This is a genomic window from Pseudoclavibacter sp. CFCC 14310 (assembly GCF_008831165.1).
GTDB lineage: Bacteria > Actinomycetota > Actinomycetes > Actinomycetales > Microbacteriaceae > Pseudoclavibacter_A.
This window is the reverse complement of sequence record NZ_WBKC01000002.1, coordinates 317,305-336,352: the sequence shown is the minus strand read 5'-3', so window position 1 is coordinate 336,352 and position 19,048 is coordinate 317,305. Positions and strand designations below refer to the sequence as shown.

The following is a 19,048-nucleotide window of genomic DNA, read 5'->3' as shown; positions in this document are numbered from 1 at the left end:
CTCCTGGACCTCCTCATAGAAGCGCGGGTGTGCGCTGCTGCGTCGACTACTCATCGGCGGTCACCGCTGGCAGTGTGTCCAGCCAGGCGATCACCTGGTCTTGCGGCACCAGCCGGGACCATGCATCCCAGCCGACATGGAGACTGTGGCCATGGGCGCGCTCGGTGCCGTGAGTGTGCCCGTGCAGCAGCGGCACCCCCAGGTCCGGCAGACGGTACTGGCGGTACCGGCACCCAGCGCGGCCTTCGCCGTCACCCCAGTCCGTATACGGGTAATGGCTGAGCAGCAGGTCGTGGCCGGCGAGTCTTCGGCGCGCGAACGGCAGGATGGTGTCGAACACCTGAGCCCACACAGGCAGGCGCCGAATCGCATCCCGATGCTGGGGCGCGACCATGTCGTGATTCCCTGTGATCAGATGCTTGCGACCGGGGAGGCTCTCGACGAGCTCCAGCGTCTGCGGCACACGGTTCACGCACACGTCACCGAGGACGAAGACCGTGTCGTTCGGGCGCACCTGCGACCGCCACTGTTCAACGATCGACGCGTTCATCTCGTCAGCGCTGTCGAAGCCTCGAAGCCCGGCGACCAGACGGTGATAGAAATGCGGGTCTGACGTGTACCACGTTGCCCCGCCCTGTGCTCTGCTCATGCAGGACGCCTATGCGCCGTCAGCGTGCTCCAAAGCGATCGGGAAGCCGAACCGTCGCTGCACCTCTTCGGCAGCAGCGAAATCCGTGGCCCAGACCACTGCACCTGTTTCGACGATGTTGCCGTACCTGGTGTGCGTCGGAGGTGCCAGCACGGAGGCGAGCAGCTGATCCCACCAGGGCACGTCCTCTTCGCGGACCTCGGTGCTGCGGTACAGGTGTCGGGCGGCGTCGCCGGCAGCGATCAGTCGGGTTCGCAGGTTCTCGAGGTCTTCCACTTGAGTGCACATATGCGTGCGACGCCATCTGCATACACATCGGGCATGCCCCTCGCCCCGGGGCAGGTGCTTGCGGTTCAGGCCCAGAAGTCCGGGTGTCGCATCACCTCGTAGGCGACGTCGACGACCGCGGGCGACACGTCGGTGTTCAGCTCGGAGAGCGCGGTGCCGAGCCCGGTTCCGGGGATGACAATGGGGCTGCTGCCGGCAAACGTCTTCGCCCATACGACCAGCATGTAGCCGACTGGCACACTCACCCCGGAACGACGGAGCATCGACTCCAGCGCATCCGCATCGTTTCGGGCTTTCGGCAGCCAGTCCTGGCGGTGGCCGCCGACACGGATCACCCCGTCGTCGACTGTGCAGTCGAAGACTGTCGTCTTCGTGTTCAGGACTACGACCCCGGGGCTGCCGCACACGATGTGGTCGACGTCGTGGTCCGGAGACAGTGGCAGTGAATGCAGCGGCCGCACACCAGCCAGCCTGGCCAGCACACGTGCAGTGCGTTCCTCGCCTTCGATGCCAGCCTGGACACGTGCTCGTCGGTCAGGTGTGCGCGTGCGGGCCAGCAGCTGTTTGAGCATGAATGCCGGTGGCCTCAACGCCAGGTCACCGGGGATGTGGCGCCTGGCGTCAAGGCGTTCGACCAGGGTTCCGGACGCGGCCCGCAGCTGTTCGGCATGTCCGGATGTCGGATGCAGGTCGCCGGTGACCAGGTCGATGTGCCCTATGGTTCGCCCGTCGCTTTCGACGTAGATGCGGGAGGCCGCTCCCTTCGACCAGCCGCGGAATGCGAAAGCGGACATCAGAGCGCACCCAACGCGGTGCACGCCCAGGTGGCGAGCAGCCAGACCAGACCTGCAGCGAAGAACGAGACCACCAGTGCGCCGGCTATGTCAGCCAGACGGTGACCGCCGGACTGGGTCTTCGCGACCGAGACGGAGAACACTGTCACCGCAGATGCCGCGGTCACAGCAATGCGCCCGACCACGATCGCCGACACTACAGGGTCTACCCCTGCGAACGCTGGGATGGAGAGCGGGGCGAAACCTGCCACGGCGACTGCTGTGAGCGCCAGAAGCCATGCAGACCAGACGAATGGCCTCACGACCGGCTCCAACGCACACGTGCCAGGCTCAGACAGACGCTGGCAACCCGGACGATGGCCAACGGCACATGCTGAGGTGTCGACACCGCCATACACACTGAGCCACTGCCCGCCGCTGAGCCGAACGGGGTGCCACAGGCCTCAGCGACTATGGCCTGAGCCTCCTCGTCGCTCATGCCTGCCCACCCGAGTCGTGTCGCGGTCTCGCCGTCGTCGGTGACGACCCACTGTTCGCCTGGGACTGGGTAGACGAACAGCATCAGGTTGTCGCCGTCCGGCCACGTGCTTGGCAGGGTGACGCACAGCGAAGGTGGCTCATCGGTACCGGCCTGAACTGTGGTGAGTGTGCCGAGCTTCTCAGTGATCAGGGCGGCGATGTCGACGGGGTTGGTGGTCATGCTAGGCCGTGTGCGCGGAGGCCTCCAGATTCTCGGTGGCAGACGCCCTGCCCACAGGAGAACCGACCACAGACGCATGGGCCCATTTGCGCTTGCCGAGCATTGGGCGCTGTGCGATGGTCACGACGAGCACGATACCGATCGCGGCTGAGGCGAGGGCGAACAGCAGCTTGGAGAGCAGGAATGGAGCCGCCCACAGGAGGGTCTGCAGGGCGCCGATGAGACAGCTGGTCAGCGCAATCGCGGCGAGTGCCAAGACGAACTCGGTCGCCACGCCCTGGCGCACAACTCGGTAGAGCTCGCCGTCGACGCGCATCTCGGTACCTGCAGGCACGGTCTCCGCAGGGATCTTGCGCTCCAGGAGCGCTGCGGCGACATTCGTCTGGCTGTCGGCGTCTTCTGGGGTGATGTCCGTTGCACGCATGTTTGTCCTCCATCCGACTGCACGATGCAGTCGCAGAGGATATATGCGGCGGCGAGGACTGAAGTCCCGGATTCCACCCCGAGGCAACCACCCCCACCGCTGGTCTCAAGCACAGAACGCTTTGACCACTTCCAAGGTACAGCCTGCACACCATTCGGCTGCTATGGTCCTGCCGGTAAGTAATCAAGTTGCACCAAGAATGGAGAGAATCAGTGAACCAGACAGTCGTTGTCGCCCTTATTTCCGCTTTATCCGGGGCGTCAATGAGCTCCTTGGTCAAGTGGATCGGGGAAAGGGTCAGAAAAACCAGGAGACCGAACCTGATGGCCCAGGTCGAGGGTCGAATCAGTGAATTCCAAAGGTCCAAAATCGATGACTCAAGGCCGTTGTTATTCAGACGCTTTCAAGCCTCTGCTCTACGCGACCAGGTACTCGACGCAATCTATGCAAAACCGTTCCAGATTGGGTCTAGCATCGTTATGTTCCTGAGCTTCATGATCTTCTTTGTGTCCTCTGCATATCTCCCAGAGAATCCGAACGACCCTTACATCATCTGGTGGGAGCTTGCCTGGGTCATCAGCTTGATCGTAGGAGCAGCGACTCTGCTGAGAATGGCATTCCTTACGATCGGACGTGAGACACTTCGGTTTCAACTGGAACAGGTAAGAAAGAGCCAGACGGAGACTCAGAGGCGTCGCCATATCGGCCTGAAAGTCGCTTGGGCCTTCGCGTTTATGTTTTCAGTGCCAGCACCCACCATCAAGGACATCCTCGAGCTCAGGAAGCAGCTCGAGGTCCATTGAGTATCGGCTTGCCCAGCATCACACCATAAATAGCTGGTTTGGCCCCGCGCACACCACGGGGCATGAGTGAATATGCACCAGATTATGCACCGAAGCAGGTACCGCGTCCGACAAATTTGACAAACAAGAAACCCCAGACCGTCAAAGGCGGTCGTCGAGACCTGCCTGACAGAGCGTGGCCGTCAGGGGTCACCCTCGCGTTCATGCATCGGATCGATCAGATCAAACAATTCCAACGCCAGACAGGCCGGTTCCCTCGAGAGGATGACCCGAACGGTCGGTGGATTCGAGAGAAACGCACAGTCGGTGTGACTGTCTCACAGGGTCGGGTCCTCGACCAGGAGCTGCCAGGATGGCGTCGCAAGCCTAAACGCGCCCGATCACACAGTTTCGAAGAGCACCTCGAAGGGATGAGACGGTTCATCGCCAAACACGGTGTGCTGCCGAACGAGTTCCAACCGCACGGCATGTTCCTCTCGAATTGCCGGGCAGGTTCGATCGTCCTCACCCCGGAACGGCTCGCTCTGCTGGACACAGTTCACCCCGATTGGCGGCACGGGCGAAGGGCGAAGACTGCGGGGCAGATCGAATTCGACCACACAGTGTCCCAGGTGCGTGACTTCCTCCTGCGGGAAGGCCGCTACCCAGCCCCATCGGAACCGAACGGGGCCTGGCTGATCTGCATTCGACGCAGTCAGTGGATAGCCGAGAAGCTCACGGACGACGAGCTCGCCACATTGAACCGAGAACTCCCCGGATGGAGCATGAAACGACCTGTCCGCAACCGCAAACCTTTCGAGGAGCATGTCGACGGGGTCGTCAGATTCCGTGCCAAACATGGACGCTTCCCGTACCGCAGCGAACCTGAGGGGGTCTGGTTTGCTTCCGTCAGGCGCTACATCGTCATCACGCCGGAGAGGAAACGAATGCTCGACACCCGACTGCCCGGCTGGGATGCGGAGCTCCCCCGATCACGAGGAAAGCAGATCCGCCCGAACCTTCGACTCGTTGCCTGATCACCACCGGTTGGGGTCTGGCGGTGGTGGCACGGGTCGGGGTGTGCCCGCACTTTCGGGGTTCGGCAGCCTTGGTGGTGGCCCGTTCCGGGGCTTCAATGTGCCATCGGGGTTGAATGACTCGTGCAGAAGCCGGTCAGCGACGCTCTCGCGGGCTTCCAGCGCGTCGGCGGTCTTCTGCTGCCCCGGTTTTGGTGCTGGTGTCGGTGTGACAGCAGCGACCACGACCAGCGCGACGATCAGCGCCACGACCACCCCGGCGATCGTCCACCAGACCCAGACCGGGACACCGGAGAGAGCCTTCGCGAGGGCCTGCAGGCACGTCCAGGCGAAAGAGAGGCCGAGCGCGGTGAGCGCCAGGTAGCGCAGCGGGCGGACCTTCCACACCACGACGACGGCCAGCACGATGACAGCGAAGATGACGAGGAGAAGTATCGGCATTGGCTAGTCTGTCGTCGCTGGAAGAGCTGACTCTGGAGCCTGCAGGTAGCTGTCGAGCACGCCTTGTTTGATGACCTGCTCTTGATCCGCGGTGGAGAACGGATTCGCCGCCACCCAGTCGAGGTGGTCGTAGTACGTTGTGACGAGGCTCTTGAACCCGTTGTCGATGCTGTCGATGAGCTGCGTGGTCTGAGCGGAGTTCGGAACATCCCACCCGGTCTTCTGCTGAGCTTCGTTCCAAGCGGTGATTGCCGTCTTGAGGTTCGCCTTCGCCTCAGTCACAGCAGGTGAACTCATCGCGGTGTTGAAGGCGGCTGCGGGCGTGCCGGGGGTGTTCGTGTTGCTCGGGGTGAGAGTGCGAGCGTACTTCCATGCGGCGATGGCTTTGCCGTTCACGGCTGGAACCCTGGCTTTGAACGTCTCGGCGTACGAGCTGCCCACCTCTCCGGCCTTCAGCCGCGCAGTGCCGCTGAGCTGCTGGACGCTCGACTTCCGATTCCGGAGGTCCTCGGCGGTCGAGTTCAGCTGGTCTGTGTCACCGGAGCATTCCGGGACACTGTCGTCGAACTGGGCCTCGGCCGCGGAGTGGATCGCGGCCTGCGCGTCGGTCCCTGAGCGCCCGATGTCCTCGGCTTTTGCTTGGAGGGCGCGGGACACCTCAGGGTCAGAGGTGATGTTCTGGAACGTCTCTATGGCGCTGGACAGGTCATCTCGAGCCTGATTGCAGTCGGACGCGGCTTGCTGCTGTTCAGGTGACGGTGAGCAGCCGGCGAGAAGGAGCGTCACCGCAATAACTGCTGCCGTGGCGGCCGAACCCCGGGCGGTCATCGTCGTCCTCCGAAGCAGAGCTTGCTGACATACGCGTAGCCATCATTGTCGATGGTTTTCGAGCGGCGCATGTCGTTGGCGAGTGAGCTGATCCGCTGATCCATGTCGTCGTAGCCCGTGGCCACGGAGATGTCGAAGTCGTCTTTGCGCTTCGAGATGTTCTCGTACGCGTCGGCGAGGTGGGTGACCTGCGACGAGTCAGCCGTGTCGCGGTGTAGACGAAATTGATCGTCCATGACGACCTGACACGCTTCGTCAGTGGTCATCTCTGGGGTGCTGCTGCAGGCAGACAGGCCGAAGCCACTGGCTGCCACGAGTGCGAGTGCGATGAGTGCTCTGGGTCTATTCACTCGTCCAGAATACACACGTTGCGTTACAGAAGGGTTGCTACCTTCGCGGCGCCGTCACCACTGCTCGTCGAAGTTGCGACCTTCATACCGTGCCGGGAACTCCCAGCCTGCGCGCTTCCCGAGTAGGCCGAGGACGTTTGGCCGATATACGCGAGGCACCTCAGGCTCGGTGTACTCCTCCACCAGGTGGTAGCGGTCTTCAACTTGCTGGATCGTGACCTCGGGGCTGCCGTGGACAGGCATGATCACCTTGAAACCCCGGACGGCTTCACGGTCTGCGTCGTCGTAGAACAGCTGTGCCTGCCAGAGGATCTTCGACGAGCGAAAGACGATCTCAGCGGTGTTCGGGTTGAGGCGGGCCGCATTGCCGTGGAACCAGATCTCATCAGCTTTGCGTTCGACCTCGGCCCATTCAGCCTTCGCTTTCGGGTCGCCGCGGTCGAACTTGTCACCGTTGCCGGTCGTATCTCGCCAGGATTGCGCCACATATTTCAGAAACAGACGGTGATCAACATCGGCCTGGCCATCGTGCGTATCGATGAAGTTCAGGATCGCGTTGGGATGGATCTTGAGCTCTGGGTCGGTCCAGAACCGGTAGAGACTCTGCGGGTCGCGAGGAGCTGCTGGTTTGTCCCAGGTGGAGCCGGCGTAGTATTCGTCGCTGGTCATGATCGGGTCGATCTCCGGAATCGAGTTGCGGAACTCGATCCATCTGCCCAGGAAATCCCGAGGCTGTTGGCCGAGGGCCGTGGCGGTTAGGTCGCCCATAGTTTACGCCTGCCCCTCTGCCGACTCACCCTCGGGGCGCTGCGACCGAGCCCGCTCAGCCAAGTCAGCAGCTTTGCTAGCTCCTGATTCGCCGAGCTTCTGGTACATGGCGATCGCACTCTTAGCCTTGGCCACTCGGCGTTCGCCGACGACCGACTTGTACTTCTTGCGTGCGAGGTACGTGCCTCCGGCGATCGCCGCGAGACCGACGCCACCGGTGGCGCCGCCGACCAGTGCGACACCAGCGACCTTGCCGACGGTAGCGGCCGTCTGCCAGGGGTTCTCGACCGCGTGCGAGATGGCTCGACCAGCGGACTGACGTGCCCAGCTTGCTGCTGCGACCGTGCCGTGAGCGACGCCCTTCGCGCCAGACTTGGCCCCCTGGAGGACTGCGCCGGGCGCACCCTTGATCGCTCGAGTGGTGCGTTCACGCAGAGACCCGCCGAGCTCGGCATTCAGGCTCTCCTTGGCCATGCTGCGTGCCGCACGAGCATTGTCCAGGACTGCCTTGTCTTCGTCAGTCCCTGTGAGGGCACGAAGCCGCTCGCCCATGGTCGGGCCGACCCCATCGAGATGCCGACGGCGGATCTCACGGCGTTTCTGGCCAAGGGAGTCCAGAGAGGCGAACGGGTGAGCGGTGGCCCGGCCAGCCTTCGAGGCAGCGAGCGACTTGCGCAGCTTCGCACCAGCGGTCTCCGGCATCTTGTCCTTGTTCGCCTTCGCCCAAGCGAGAGCTGTTGCGGCCTCCCCCGCGTCGACGCCGGCCTTCCCCAGCTGTTTCGCTCGCTTCTTCGACATGGCGGCTGCGGCGGCTCCACCTTTCGCGGAGTCCATTGGCGTCGTGTCTTTGAGCTTCTTCGGGCCAACACCGGCAGCGCCCGCGCCACCGCCGAGACGACCGCCTGTCGCCTTGCTGGCGACCGCAGAGCCGGCGCGCTTCGCACCGGTGGCGGCCTTGTTCCCAAGCCATGAGCCGATGCCCGAGCCGACCATGGGCCCGGCTGCAGCACCGACTGTCGACCAGGCTTTCGCCCCGCCGAGGGTGAACGGGCTCGGCATCTTCAGCAGCTTCGTGAACACCTGATGCAGGCCGATGATCGAGAGGATCGGCGCCCACGCCGGCACCTGCATGGAGATGAACGAAGTCAGCAGGTTCGATCCCATGCCGGACAGCAGACCGTTGATCGCGAAGGACACCATGCCCGTCATCCACAGCACCACAGCAAGGATCGCTGAAGACCCGGCTGCGAAGAACTGGTACCCGAAGAACTGTTTGCCGTATCTTGCGAGCATGGTGGGCCCGTTCTGGGTGAAGATCGACACCACCATAGCGATCACCAGCACAGCGGTCATGATCATGATCATCACCTTGATGAAGATGATGATGCCTCCAAAGATGAACCCGAAGACGACGAAGCACACCAGCGCAACGAAGAGAGCTGTGATCGACTCCATCGTTCCGGATCCGGCGTCAGCACCGTGCACGGCGTCCGAGAAGTTGATGATGGCTGCACCCTTGTCGAGGTTCGACATGTTCAGGGAGTCGCTTCGAACAGCATTGACGTCGTCGACGCCTTTGAGCCAGTCTTTGACGTTGTTCGCAGGTTTGCCGTTGTCGAAGACGTCACCGTAGTTGCCGGCAGTCTGATTGAACATCTTCCAGCACTCTTCGCCTTCTTTGCCGTTCTCCTGCATGGTCTTGAACGACTTCCCCGCTGACGGCCTGAACACATCACGGACGTACCAGCTGGAGCCCCCGTCGCTTGATGCGCAGGCAGCCCAGGCGAAGATGGCTTGGTCCGTGAGCTTTGAGTCTCCCTGGTCGAGGCGGTTGTTCAGCATGGCCGGTGAGTCCCACTTCACATCGTTCTGGGTGAGGCCAGCGTGCTGTTTGATCTCTTCAGCTGGTGTGCCGGAGATCAGATCCAGCCACGGGGCATACACGTCATCGGCGATCATGTTGTTGCCGCCGAACTGCACGCGTTTGTAGGCCTGCAGGCCAGACTGCTCCCACAGCCGGCTGATCTGGTCGACCTGTGCGTTAGACCTGCCGTCAGCGAGGTACGCCTTGTGCATGTTGTCGATGTAGTAGGACGACATGCTGTCCTTCGACCCGCCGAAGTCTGGTGTGAGGCCGGTCGTCAGCGAACCGACTGCGGACTGAGCGATGTTCGATACCGCACCGACGACCTTTGTCGGTGTCAGTTTGTCGCTGGTGGCGAAAACCGTGAGGATCATGGCGATACCGAGAATGAAGCCGAGCCGACGCCAGATCTGTGAACCGCTCTCCCCTTTGCGCTTCTTGTGGAATGCAGAGATCAGAACGATGATGACCGCGATCACGATCAGGGTGGAACCGACAACGCTCGATGAGAGTGTCTTGGTACCGGTGTCGATTGCACTACCTGCAGCATCGGTCGGGCTGAAGTCGGTGAGCGCGAACTTCAGCAGACCGATCGTGCCGCCCCAGATCGCCTGCGAGATGCCAAGCAGCCAGGACTGGATGGTCGAACGTGACACCGACCCCATGAGCTGCTGGGCGTCCGTCCAGTCAACACGTGAGTGCAGGCTCATGGTCGACCCCAGCCAACGGAACGCGGGAAGCCTATCCTCCAAGCTGTCTGCATGGACGACGCCGAGGAGGGCGAACACGAACGAAGACATGGCGACCGTCACCCTGAGGATCAGGTCTCGGACTCGCGGTCGAGCATGGCGCATTGCTTTCACGCCCTGTGTGTATGCGTAGCGGCCGGGCTGACCCGATCATGCAGTCGCGGGCGAGTCGACCCATCAGCCATGTGGAAGCGCTTGATGTCAGGTGCTTCGCCGCCGATGAACGGCTCGTCGACCAGGCGCCGGGAGCTCGGAACGATCTTCGCGACGCCGATGCTGAGGCTCACCGGCTCATTGCACATGGTGAGTACGCCCAGGCGTCTCTTCGCCTTCGCGCGGTCACGGAACTGCTTGTAGTACTCCTGCTTCAGACCGGTGCTGCTGCGCTTCGTGAACAGGAAGACTGCTGCGACCGCGCCGGCCGCCCCGCCGAGTATCGGCGCACCAGCGGTGAGCAGAACCAACGGCATCGTGATGATCCCGCCGGCGACCGCGCCGAGGATGCCGGCCACCCAGGTACGCTTCGAGGCCTCAACGGTCGCGATCACGATCGTACGGTCCTGGTTGCGTCTGCGGCCGGTCAGCTCAGTCAGCGTGTACATGCTCATGACTGGGATGTATGCGGCGGAGGCGGTCTAGCGCCCACTTGCACGGTGCCGCCCACGTGCCCGGGGTGAGAATCGAATGAACGCAGCCAGCACGACACCGATCAGCAGGGTGATGCCGGGGAGAGGAAATGAACCTTCGAGTGGGACGTGAAATGTACTGCTGATCCAGGCAGCAACGTCAGGAATGATCTGCCACGCGGCTGTCCACAATGACAGCGTCCACGCTGCCTCAGCCCGTCGAGATGTCTTGAATGAATGTGCGTGCCGTGCCTGATGTCGTGTGGTCATGCCGACGACGCTACACACCAGCCGGTATGGAACCGGGTGACTGCGTAGCGTCGTCGGGAGAGCCCTGCTCGACCTACCAGATGCCGGCGGAGTTTCCGAGGTTGATGACCAGGTTGATGAGGATGTCGAACACGCCGAGGAAGATCGGGACGAGCACTTCAGGTGCGATCAGCAGACCGCCGAGGGCCAGCGCCCACCAGATGGGTTTCGCCTGCTGACCGGCGATGCCGCCGGCGCCCTGGCTCTTGCGTTTCTCGTAGAGGAACTTCCCGAGGCTCAGCACGATCATGATGAAGCCGACGATCGTGATCATCGTCATCACACCGGAGACGCCGGAGAGCGCGCTGGAGACCGAGCCCCAGAACGTGCCCCATTTCGACTGCAGGTTGATGTTCGAAGCTGCGTCGGTGACGATCGGCAGATCGCCGTAGCCGATGATGTCCATTTCAGGCCCTCTCGTGGTCTCGCCGCCGGTCAGGCGGCCTTCGCTGAGTTGTTATGCGTAGCAGGAGTCCCGGCCGCCCGGTCGACGGCCACAGACCACATCCGGTCTGCGAGATCACCGGTGGCGATGATGCGGTCGGCGATCTTCGTGCGCTCTGTGGCATCCGGGTTCCCCCATGGGCCGAACACCCGCGGGTCGTAGATGTCACCGGTACGGAACCGAGCGAGCTCACGTGCCGGCTCAGCCACCTGTGCCCTGAGCCGCTGGGCGCTCTCCGGGAGGAGCTCTGCGGTGGCTGGAATGCGCGCACGGGTGAACGCCTGGTCGAGCTGGACCGGTGTGACCTGATTGAAGTCGACGTGCTGCAGTGGCTCTGGTGCGTTGTCTTCGAGCGTGTCACCGAGGGTCGCTGAACCGTCGTCGAACACACTGCGGTCGAGGCTCACCGCGCGGGTGTCCTCGATCCTGCGGTGGAACCGGTCGCTCGGACGATGGTTTCGGTCATGCCAGTTCTCACGAATGTGTGCTGCCATGCCGTCGACCTCATGAGCGCTGGGCGCGCGCCCGTAGAGCTCGCGGAACGCATCGGTGTCGGTCTTCAGCATGGTCATGGCCTTCGCATCCTCATGACGGATGTGAGGGCCATTCACGTACCTGCTCGCGACCGCGCGTGCGCTGACGTTGATCAGTGCGCCGCTGATGGCTTTCCCGTTGTGCTGTTTGGCCGCCAGGTCCAGGAGCAGGTCACCGAGGGCTTCATCACGGTCGCTGCCGGACAACCCCCACTTCGAGGCGTAGTTGGAGATCTGCCGTCGTGCGGTCGTGAAGACCTCAGCGTCACTCAGGCCCGCCGTCGGCCGACGAGGCCCCAGCCTCCGATACCGGGAGCGTGGGCGTTCCTCCAGGGCAACCTCAGAGGCGGTCTGCGCCTTGGCTGCGAACTGGCCGGCGTGACCGGTGGTCTGGTTCCCCCGCGGGTGAAGTGACTCATCGAAGGTCGCTGCATTTTTGCTCATGCCCACAGATGTGTGCTGCTGCACGCCCCGGGTGGACACATGCCCTCACCGGGGCCACGGGAACCGCTGGGGCGATTCTGTGTTGTCGAGGGGTGGTCTCGGCGATGGTGTGCTCGAGCTGGAAGCTCCGTGGTCGGCTCCGCTGGAATGACAGTCGTTGTGCTCCTGTCACCGCTGTCACCAGGGTGTCACCGGTGGTGCGGTGACAGCGGAGCCCTACTGCGGACTGGGCAGGAGGGGGTTGTCACCACTGTCACCACTTTTTGTTGACCTCATGTAAGAGAGAGATATATAGGAGGGTCTCTCCCTCCCTCTCTTCCTCTCATCTGGAGGGGGTGTCCCCCAATCGTGGTGACAGCGGTGACAGACCCCTGCTTCCCATATGATTACTGGGATGTAGCGTCACCCGAGGGGTGGTGACAGGGTGGTGACAGCGGTGACGGCGGAAATGTGTTAGGCTCTCCCCGTGCGAGCCGGGGAGAGCCTAAAAGTTTTTCGGTCCCGGTGCGGAGTCGCCCTGTCACCGGTGGTCGGAGCTCGAACCGGGCGCTGAATCAGCCCAGCACACACCGAATTCACGGGTTCCAGGGGTTGTCTGGCGGTTTTCCCGAATGTTATGCTCTCGACCCAGCGAGAGAGAGCATACAAGTTCTGCTCCCGCTGTAATTCCCTTTGATTTTCGACCTCCGCGCACATCGGTTGCATGCCCGGAGCAAGCAGACTTGTCGACACCTTTCGCAGCCAGCGCATCCCCGGCCCCGACGAGACACTCATCTCGGGAGCCGCGTGGGATGGCACTGATCTTGTCGTCTCCGAGGAGACGCTGAACGCACACAAGCTTCGTCGACGGAACTTCTCCGCGAGCGTCTCGAACGCCATGGAAGGCTGTCACGCCAGCTGGGCGGCCGGGCAGATCATGCCGAACGTGATCGACCCGTTCCTTGCGCGAGACGCGGGCTCGTTCGTGCACGACATCTTCGAGCACATGTTCTCCTCGGCGCCGGATACCCGAACCAAGGACGCATACCGTGCCGGGCGCGACAGATTCGCCAGTCAGCTCTTCGACGACGACGTCACCAGACAGAGGTGGGTCGACTACCTCGACACGATCGCACTCGGCCTCTGGGAGATCGAAGACCCCACTGAGGTGGACGTCTACGCCACCGAGCTGTCCATCTTCGGGCTGCCGATCACTGACTCCCATGTGCCGATCGTCGGGTTCCTGGACCGGGTCTCCATTGTCGAACGACGGGGCGGACTCGTCGTCCCAGCCATCGACGACTACAAGACCGGGAAATGGTCCTCCGAACAGAAGCTTCGACGCTACGGCGACCACTACGGGGAGCAGCTGCGTTCCTACGCACTCGCGCTTCGGACGATCGTGCGCAACCGTGACGAGGCATGGTTCAAGGATCAGTACGCCCGTGACCGAGATCGCTGGATGTGGGACATCGTCGACCCTTCCGAGGCGAACCTGCTCTACACCATGGTCGGACGCTCACGCAGTGTCGACCTCTCCCCCGACGCGATCGACCAGACTGCCGTGACCCTCGCCGAGAACTGGGCCACACACAACCGCCTCGCCGATACCCGCCGCTACGACACGTCGACCGGCCCGCTGTGTGGATGGTGCCCGCTGGTCGCCGTGTGCCCGGCAGCAGCAGCCGAAGGCCGGACTGCCAGTGACCGTGCGCCTGGTCTGCCGACCGCGCGGCAGATCGACACCCCAGTGCTCGGCAGTGGCGGCATCACCCGAGGCGGTCTCTCCGCGCACAGGGGGCTGGAGAGCGAAAGGAAGACCATGACCGAACAGACCAGCCCCGAGACGGCGGCGAAACCAGCGCCCCCGGCCAGACACCTCAGCGAAGGCAAACCGTGGGACGAGATCCTCAACGACGACCTGAACATCGGCTCCTACGCCGCGCAGGGCGCGTTCGCGATCCTGAACCGTGCCACCGCCGCCCTGAAACAGGCGTACCCCGGCCAGGTTGTCAAACGATCCCAGATCGAGACCCTCGCGGTGCTGCTGGCGAAGATCGTGCGTGCCGGCGAACGTCACCTCACCGGACGGTTCTCGTGGCAGTCGTCGGCGAACACCCGCGTCCGCGGGCTGCTGTTCACCGTGATGGAGTCGAGCCCTCTGCCGGTCGGGGGTGACGCTGACATGTGGCGGTCGTGGGCGAAGAAAGTACGCAAGAACGTGATCGTCCTGATCGACGAGAGCCTGTGGCTCTGGGATCGCTCGAACGAACTCCCGGACACGGACTTCGGCGTGTTCGAAACACTCCCGCAGCTCGGCCCGTTCGACGGCCAGCTCGACAACGCCGCATAACCATCCAGAGAAACCACCACCCCAGGAGAGCACCCAATGGCAGACCAGATCACCAAGACCCTGATCATCCTCGACGCGCTGCGCAGCACGGCAGACGTCGAAGGTGAGACTCGGCGCGAGCATGACGCCCGCGTGAAAGCCCGCATCTACGAGTTGACGGCAAAGCTCAGCGGAGAGAACAACCCCCTTGTCGCGGCCGCCGACTCACTGGAGAACTGCGACGTGTTCACCGCCGTCGTCGGACTCGTGAAGAAGGAGAAGACCTCGACACGCGGGCTCGTCTACTTGATTCAGCAGCCCGGCGAATGGACCCAGCACGCACTCCTCGAGCAGGTCCACAAGGGCTTCCTCGCAGACCGAAAAGGATTCACCTTCCCGGAGGGCACTGAGGTGATCCGCACCGACCGCACGGACACGCCTGAGGGCATGATCGTCGCCAAGCAGGCGTCGGCTCTCGTCGGGCACAAAGTCATCGTCTTCAAAGCGCATGAGGCGCTCAAAAACGATGCGAACCGGAAGGTGAAGATCCTCCGCCACCTGGTCGACCTGGGTGACACCGGAGAGTTCCGCAAAGACTGACCGGGAGCGGCAACCAAGCTCAGAGGGCCATGCGGCACGTGCTGCATGGCCCTCTCGCATAGGCCGTCGATGACACACCGTCGCCAGTCCCCGAGGAGGACACTCATGACATCCAACCGCGCATTCATCACCGGAGCACTGCTCGCCTGCATGTCCGGTGCGCTGCTCTCAGGCTGCAGCACCTCCGGCACCGATGCTGCAGAAGACTCCGAGTCGGCTGCTGCGAGCAGCGGATTGGCCTCACCGTCGGAAGTGGTCGCGGACTTCAGCACCGCCGCACAGTCTCAGAACTGCGACCAGATGGAACCCCTGCTCGTTCCCGGTCAGCTCGCCACCCTCGTCATTGACTCCTGCCGATCCGGTGAGAGCGAGCCTTCAGGCGCTGACGTCTCACTGACAGTCGTGTCCGAGAAGATGATCTCCGACAATCACGCCACGGTGCAGGCGAAAGCCGTTGACGGAACCCAGGGCGACGTCGAGCTGAGTCGGGAGAACGTGGACTCCCCTTGGCAGATTGACCTGTCCGCCACTGCACAGAAGTCCCTCTCGAGTGTGGCTCCTGACGCGACACCGCAGAACTGACCACAGCCTGTGAGAACGGCGACACTCAAACCGGATCGACGCGCACCGACCGTCGAGCTGCGGTTCCCGAAGGGTGAGAAGCACCGGGGGCGACCGCTGATCGACTTTCTGCGCAAACACCTGTCCGGTTCGATCTGGTGGAACGGCGACGCCTGGGAGACCAACGGGATCGGGGTCTCCCCCGAAGCGTTGCTGGTGCGTTGGGGATTCACCCTGACGGCACCGTTCGAGTCTGGCGTCACACCGGTGTCGAAGCTGTCGACGAATCGCCGTCACGTTCTCGTCAGACCCATGCTTGTCGGCCGTGCCGCGTGCCAGGAGATGCTGGGGCTGTCCGCGACCTGGGACGCCAAACGCGGCCTGTTCCTCCTGCCGATCGCAGATATATGCCCGAACGGTAATACACCGATCTCCGGAGTCCGATTCTCTGCAGAAGCGATAGAACTGGCCAGGAGACGCCATACACACACGAGTGCCCCGTCAGCGCGCCTCCAGGAAGCGCTGGTCCACGCCTCAACGGCGACCAGCCCGAAAGACCTGAGCCGCGCCGACCGTGATGTGATGGTTGCCGCCGTCGGCCGACTCCCCGACTGGTTCGGCATCGACCTGTTCGGCTACCAGAAGGTCGGTGCGATGGCTGTGGCATGCGGGCGCCGACTCCTTGCAGACGAGCCCGGCATCGGCAAGTGCCTCGACGGACGAACCCTCGTTGAAGTCGATGGCGACCTGATCAGAATTGCCGACCTCTGGAACCAGAATTCAGCAGGCGCATACCCAGATCAGGAGAACCCTGACTTCGCAGAGCTCGTGGACGTTCAGGACAAGCACTATCAAGTGCCCTCTCTCTCCACCCCGAGCGGACAGCAGACCAATGCGACGGTCTCTCATCTGTACCGTCAAAGGTACGACGGCCAGATGATACGGATTCAGACACGCTCGGGCAGACGGATCACCTGCACGCCCCAGCACCGCTTCTGGACCTCGGAAGGCTGGCTGCAAGCCGGGGAACTGTCCGCGGGGAGCTGGCTGTCATCGCGTGGCGCGTCGGACCAGGCCGAGCAGACTGACGGGCACTGTTCTGCACTCGAACTGGCCATGGTTCGAGTACTCGCATGGCAGATTGCCGAGGGAGCCGACACCCATGCCGGTTCCACCCTGGACAACACCGACCGTCAAGCACTTGAGCGACTTCGCAGAGACTTCATGTTCATCTGCGATGAGCTCAGTCTCACGAGCCGACCGACCAAGGCACAGATTCGGTCATCCCCACACGTTGAGGGCCACCGGCCCATCTGGAAGCTCACGCTCAACAGCCGAAACTGGATCAGGTATCAGAAGAACAATCTGGGCATACCCCACGGGCTCCGATCCGCAGAGCGGTTCGTGCCCCACTTCATAATGACTGGTCCTGTCCTCTTGCAGAGAGAGTTCCTGCGGCACTACTTCGCAGGCGAAGCATTCGTCAGTCGCAACGCAATCGAGGTTTCAAGCGCATCGCAACTCCTCATTCAACAGGTTCAGCTAATGCTCTCCCGCCTCGGAATAACCATGAACTCGAAGGCAACATGGAAATGGGCAACGAATGGGACCGGTATCAAACGCCAGTATTGGAGAGGTGTCATAGCGGGCCAGGACTGGGATAGATTCGCATCACAAATTGGGATCGCTGACGGGGAGAAAGCCGACCTGATGCACACCCTCGCGCAGACCCCGCACTCCGAGTCGGTAGTGAACCACCGGTCACCCTGCATGGCCACGTTACGTCGAATTGAATCTGCAGGTGTCCCGGCAAGAAGGCTCGGCCCTGGACTCCGATCGAAGCCAAGGATGGCCGCATCGAGACAATCTGCGGATGAGTCGCTGGAGATACTCAGAAGGATCGAGTCCGGCGAACTTCTCAGGGCGGTGAAAGAGGAGGCTAACGGCCGCTGGAAAGAAGCGACGATCAGAGCTCTGTCCGAGTTGGACGGGGCCGTACTGGCTGATTGCATCGACAGGATGGAGGCGCTCTGCGCACCAGGAGTCGACTGGGACGAGGTTCAGGAGGTTGAGACAGTCCACCACAGTGGGTACATCTATGACCTCGTGGTGCCAGAGACCCATTGCTACGTTGCATCTGGTCTCTACACGCACAACACCTACCAGTCCATCGCTGCGGCCGTTCTGATGGGGGCCAGTCGCATTCTGGTGGTGTCTCCGCCACTGGCGATCACGAACTGGCTTCGTGAGCTGGAGCGCTGCGGTGTCGTTGCCGCTGACTCCACTGCACGGAACTTCGCGCTCAAGGTGCCGGACAAGACTCGGAAGCGCTGGGTCACACCGCCTCCCTGCCGCGCAGACCGCCCAGTCGCCGTCGTGGTGTCCGACAGCCTGCTCGCACAGCGTGACGGTCTTGCGCCCACCCTCACTGAATGGTCGCCCGACGTGGTCATCTGGGATGAAGCGCACCGCGGGAAGACCTACGGCTCCAAACGCAGCGAGGCAGTGCTGCAGCTCACCCACGACTGCTCGGCAGCGGGTATCGCCGTGACCGGCACACCGATGCTGAAGTCCCCTGCTGAGCTCGCCCCGCTGATGGAGTTCACCGGTCAGGATGTCTCCGTCTTCGGCGGGCTTCGTCAGCTGCTCGACCACACGTGCACCCTCGACCGTTACGGGAGACTTCGTCCCTCACGCAAAGGCGAGGACTGGCTGCAGGAGCGGCTCACCGGCCAGGTGATGATCCGCAGAACGAAGAAGCAGGTGTCACCGCAGCTGCCGGCCAAACACCGGTACCCGATCTACGTCGACGCACCGATGGCGAGCTTCAACAAGGCGCACAAGGAAGTGAACCAGAAGATCGACCAGTGGCTGACACAGCATGGTGCGTTCCCCGACGACGAGACCATCCTTGACTACGCCTCTGGGAACCTCGGGTACATCTCACAGCTGAGGAAAGCCGCCGGCGTCTGCAAAGTCCCGGTCGCGGAAGAGATGATCGCCCAGCACATCGAGCAGACGCGGACGTCATCCGGCGTCTACAGCGACCCGCTGATCGTCTGGACCCATCACAAGGAGGTCACGGAAGCGCTGGCAGAACGCGTTCCCAGTATCGACGGCGCCGCCATGATCATCGGTGGGATGAGCCGGGCCCGACGGGATCAGCTGATCGACGAATTCCAGGCAGGGCACGTCGGCGCTCTCATCTGTTCGACACATGCTGCCGGTGTCGCCATCACCCTCACCCGGTGCCACACGATGCTCTTCGTGGAGACCGACTGGACCCCAGGTATCGTCGTGCAGGCCGAGGACCGTGCACACCGCACTGGGCAGACCGCAGAGCAGGTGTCGATCGGCACCCTCGTCTGCAAAGAGACACTTGACCCGATCGTGCAGGCCACCCTGCATCGCAAAGCGCAGTTCCTCGACGCCACCATCGGAGGCGACAACAGCGTCTACGTCGACGAAGACGACGAGCTCACCGCAACAGATGTGCTCGTCAATCTTGTGCAAGCGCGCCGGGAGACGCTCGGAGCGTGACCAGG

General features: G+C 62.7%; 20 protein-coding genes. 6 read left to right on the top strand and 14 right to left on the bottom strand.

Features of this window, described 5'->3' with window-relative positions:
- Nucleotides 1-46: 46 nt before the first annotated feature.
- From F8O06_RS05325 to F8O06_RS05300, 6 genes are all read right to left on the bottom strand, one after another.
- The gene (locus F8O06_RS05325) at nt 47-649 is read right to left on the bottom strand and encodes a metallophosphoesterase family protein (RefSeq protein ID WP_158037877.1); all 603 of its coding nucleotides are present in this window, start codon (nt 647-649) and stop codon (nt 47-49) included.
- Between the two features lie 9 nt (nt 650-658).
- A complete protein-coding gene (locus F8O06_RS05320; protein WP_158037876.1) occupies nt 659-937 on the bottom strand; it encodes a hypothetical protein in 279 nt (92 codons plus the stop codon).
- A 65-nt stretch (nt 938-1,002) separates the two neighbouring features.
- Complete coding sequence (locus F8O06_RS05315) at nt 1,003-1,731, bottom strand: nuclease-related domain-containing protein (RefSeq protein WP_158037875.1); 729 nt, start codon at nt 1,729-1,731, stop codon at nt 1,003-1,005.
- Nucleotides 1,731-1,982 carry a hypothetical protein gene (locus F8O06_RS05310; protein ID WP_158037874.1) on the bottom strand — a complete coding sequence of 84 codons (252 nt, stop codon included), beginning with the start codon at nt 1,980-1,982 and terminating at the stop codon, nt 1,731-1,733. Before F8O06_RS05310 ends, F8O06_RS05315 begins: the two co-directional genes overlap by 1 nt.
- A gap of 47 nt (nt 1,983-2,029) precedes the next feature.
- Nucleotides 2,030-2,431, bottom strand: a complete 402-nt coding sequence (locus F8O06_RS05305; protein ID WP_158037873.1) for a hypothetical protein — start codon at nt 2,429-2,431, stop codon at nt 2,030-2,032.
- A 1-nt stretch (nt 2,432) separates the two neighbouring features.
- Entirely contained in the window at nt 2,433-2,855 is a 423-nt protein-coding gene (locus tag F8O06_RS05300; protein WP_158037872.1) for a hypothetical protein, read from the bottom strand.
- Nucleotides 2,856-3,067: 212 nt separating this feature from the next.
- Here F8O06_RS05300 and F8O06_RS05295 point away from each other — a divergent pair, with 212 nt between their 5' ends.
- Complete coding sequence (locus F8O06_RS05295) at nt 3,068-3,658, top strand: hypothetical protein (RefSeq protein ID WP_158037871.1); 591 nt, start codon at nt 3,068-3,070, stop codon at nt 3,656-3,658.
- Nucleotides 3,659-3,720: 62 nt separating this feature from the next.
- Entirely contained in the window at nt 3,721-4,674 is a 954-nt protein-coding gene (locus F8O06_RS05290; RefSeq protein ID WP_158037870.1) for a hypothetical protein, read from the top strand.
- Here F8O06_RS05290 and F8O06_RS05285 read toward each other — a convergent pair whose 3' ends face one another.
- The 8 genes from F8O06_RS05285 to F8O06_RS05250 all read right to left on the bottom strand — a co-directional run bounded on the left by F8O06_RS05285 (nt 4,675) and on the right by F8O06_RS05250 (nt 12,031).
- On the bottom strand, nt 4,675-5,115 hold the full coding sequence (locus F8O06_RS05285; protein WP_158037869.1) for a hypothetical protein: 441 nt from the start codon (nt 5,113-5,115) through the stop codon (nt 4,675-4,677).
- Nucleotides 5,116-5,118: 3 nt separating this feature from the next.
- Complete coding sequence (locus F8O06_RS05280) at nt 5,119-5,943, bottom strand: hypothetical protein (protein ID WP_158037868.1); 825 nt, start codon at nt 5,941-5,943, stop codon at nt 5,119-5,121.
- The gene (locus tag F8O06_RS05275) at nt 5,940-6,293 is read right to left on the bottom strand and encodes a hypothetical protein (RefSeq protein WP_158037867.1); all 354 of its coding nucleotides are present in this window, start codon (nt 6,291-6,293) and stop codon (nt 5,940-5,942) included. The genes F8O06_RS05280 and F8O06_RS05275 overlap by 4 nt, the downstream gene beginning before the upstream one ends.
- 54 nt (nt 6,294-6,347) lie before the next feature.
- Nucleotides 6,348-7,061 (bottom strand): hypothetical protein, encoded by a 714-nt coding sequence (locus F8O06_RS05270; RefSeq protein ID WP_158037866.1) that lies wholly within the window; start codon nt 7,059-7,061, stop codon nt 6,348-6,350.
- Between the two features lie 3 nt (nt 7,062-7,064).
- Nucleotides 7,065-9,635, bottom strand: a complete 2,571-nt coding sequence (locus F8O06_RS05265) for a hypothetical protein (protein ID WP_158037865.1) — start codon at nt 9,633-9,635, stop codon at nt 7,065-7,067.
- A gap of 149 nt (nt 9,636-9,784) precedes the next feature.
- On the bottom strand, nt 9,785-10,282 hold the full coding sequence (locus F8O06_RS05260) for a hypothetical protein (protein WP_158037864.1): 498 nt from the start codon (nt 10,280-10,282) through the stop codon (nt 9,785-9,787).
- 361 nt (nt 10,283-10,643) lie between these two features.
- Nucleotides 10,644-11,015 carry a hypothetical protein gene (locus F8O06_RS05255; RefSeq protein WP_158037863.1) on the bottom strand — a complete coding sequence of 124 codons (372 nt, stop codon included), beginning with the start codon at nt 11,013-11,015 and terminating at the stop codon, nt 10,644-10,646.
- Nucleotides 11,016-11,044: 29 nt separating this feature from the next.
- Nucleotides 11,045-12,031 carry a hypothetical protein gene (locus F8O06_RS05250; RefSeq protein WP_158037862.1) on the bottom strand — a complete coding sequence of 329 codons (987 nt, stop codon included), beginning with the start codon at nt 12,029-12,031 and terminating at the stop codon, nt 11,045-11,047.
- Nucleotides 12,032-12,734: 703 nt separating this feature from the next.
- Between F8O06_RS05250 and F8O06_RS05245 the strand changes: the two genes are divergently transcribed.
- From F8O06_RS05245 to F8O06_RS05230, 4 genes are all read left to right on the top strand, one after another.
- Complete coding sequence (locus F8O06_RS05245) at nt 12,735-14,363, top strand: RecB family exonuclease (RefSeq protein WP_158037861.1); 1,629 nt, start codon at nt 12,735-12,737, stop codon at nt 14,361-14,363.
- Between the two features lie 36 nt (nt 14,364-14,399).
- A complete protein-coding gene (locus tag F8O06_RS05240; protein WP_158037860.1) occupies nt 14,400-14,942 on the top strand; it encodes a hypothetical protein in 543 nt (180 codons plus the stop codon).
- Nucleotides 14,943-15,047: 105 nt separating this feature from the next.
- Nucleotides 15,048-15,524, top strand: coding sequence for a hypothetical protein (locus F8O06_RS05235; RefSeq protein WP_158037859.1), 477 nt, complete (start codon nt 15,048-15,050; stop codon nt 15,522-15,524).
- Nucleotides 15,525-15,533: 9 nt separating this feature from the next.
- On the top strand, nt 15,534-19,043 hold the full coding sequence (locus F8O06_RS05230; RefSeq protein WP_158037858.1) for an SNF2-related protein: 3,510 nt from the start codon (nt 15,534-15,536) through the stop codon (nt 19,041-19,043).
- The last annotated feature ends 5 nt before the right edge of the window (nt 19,044-19,048 follow it).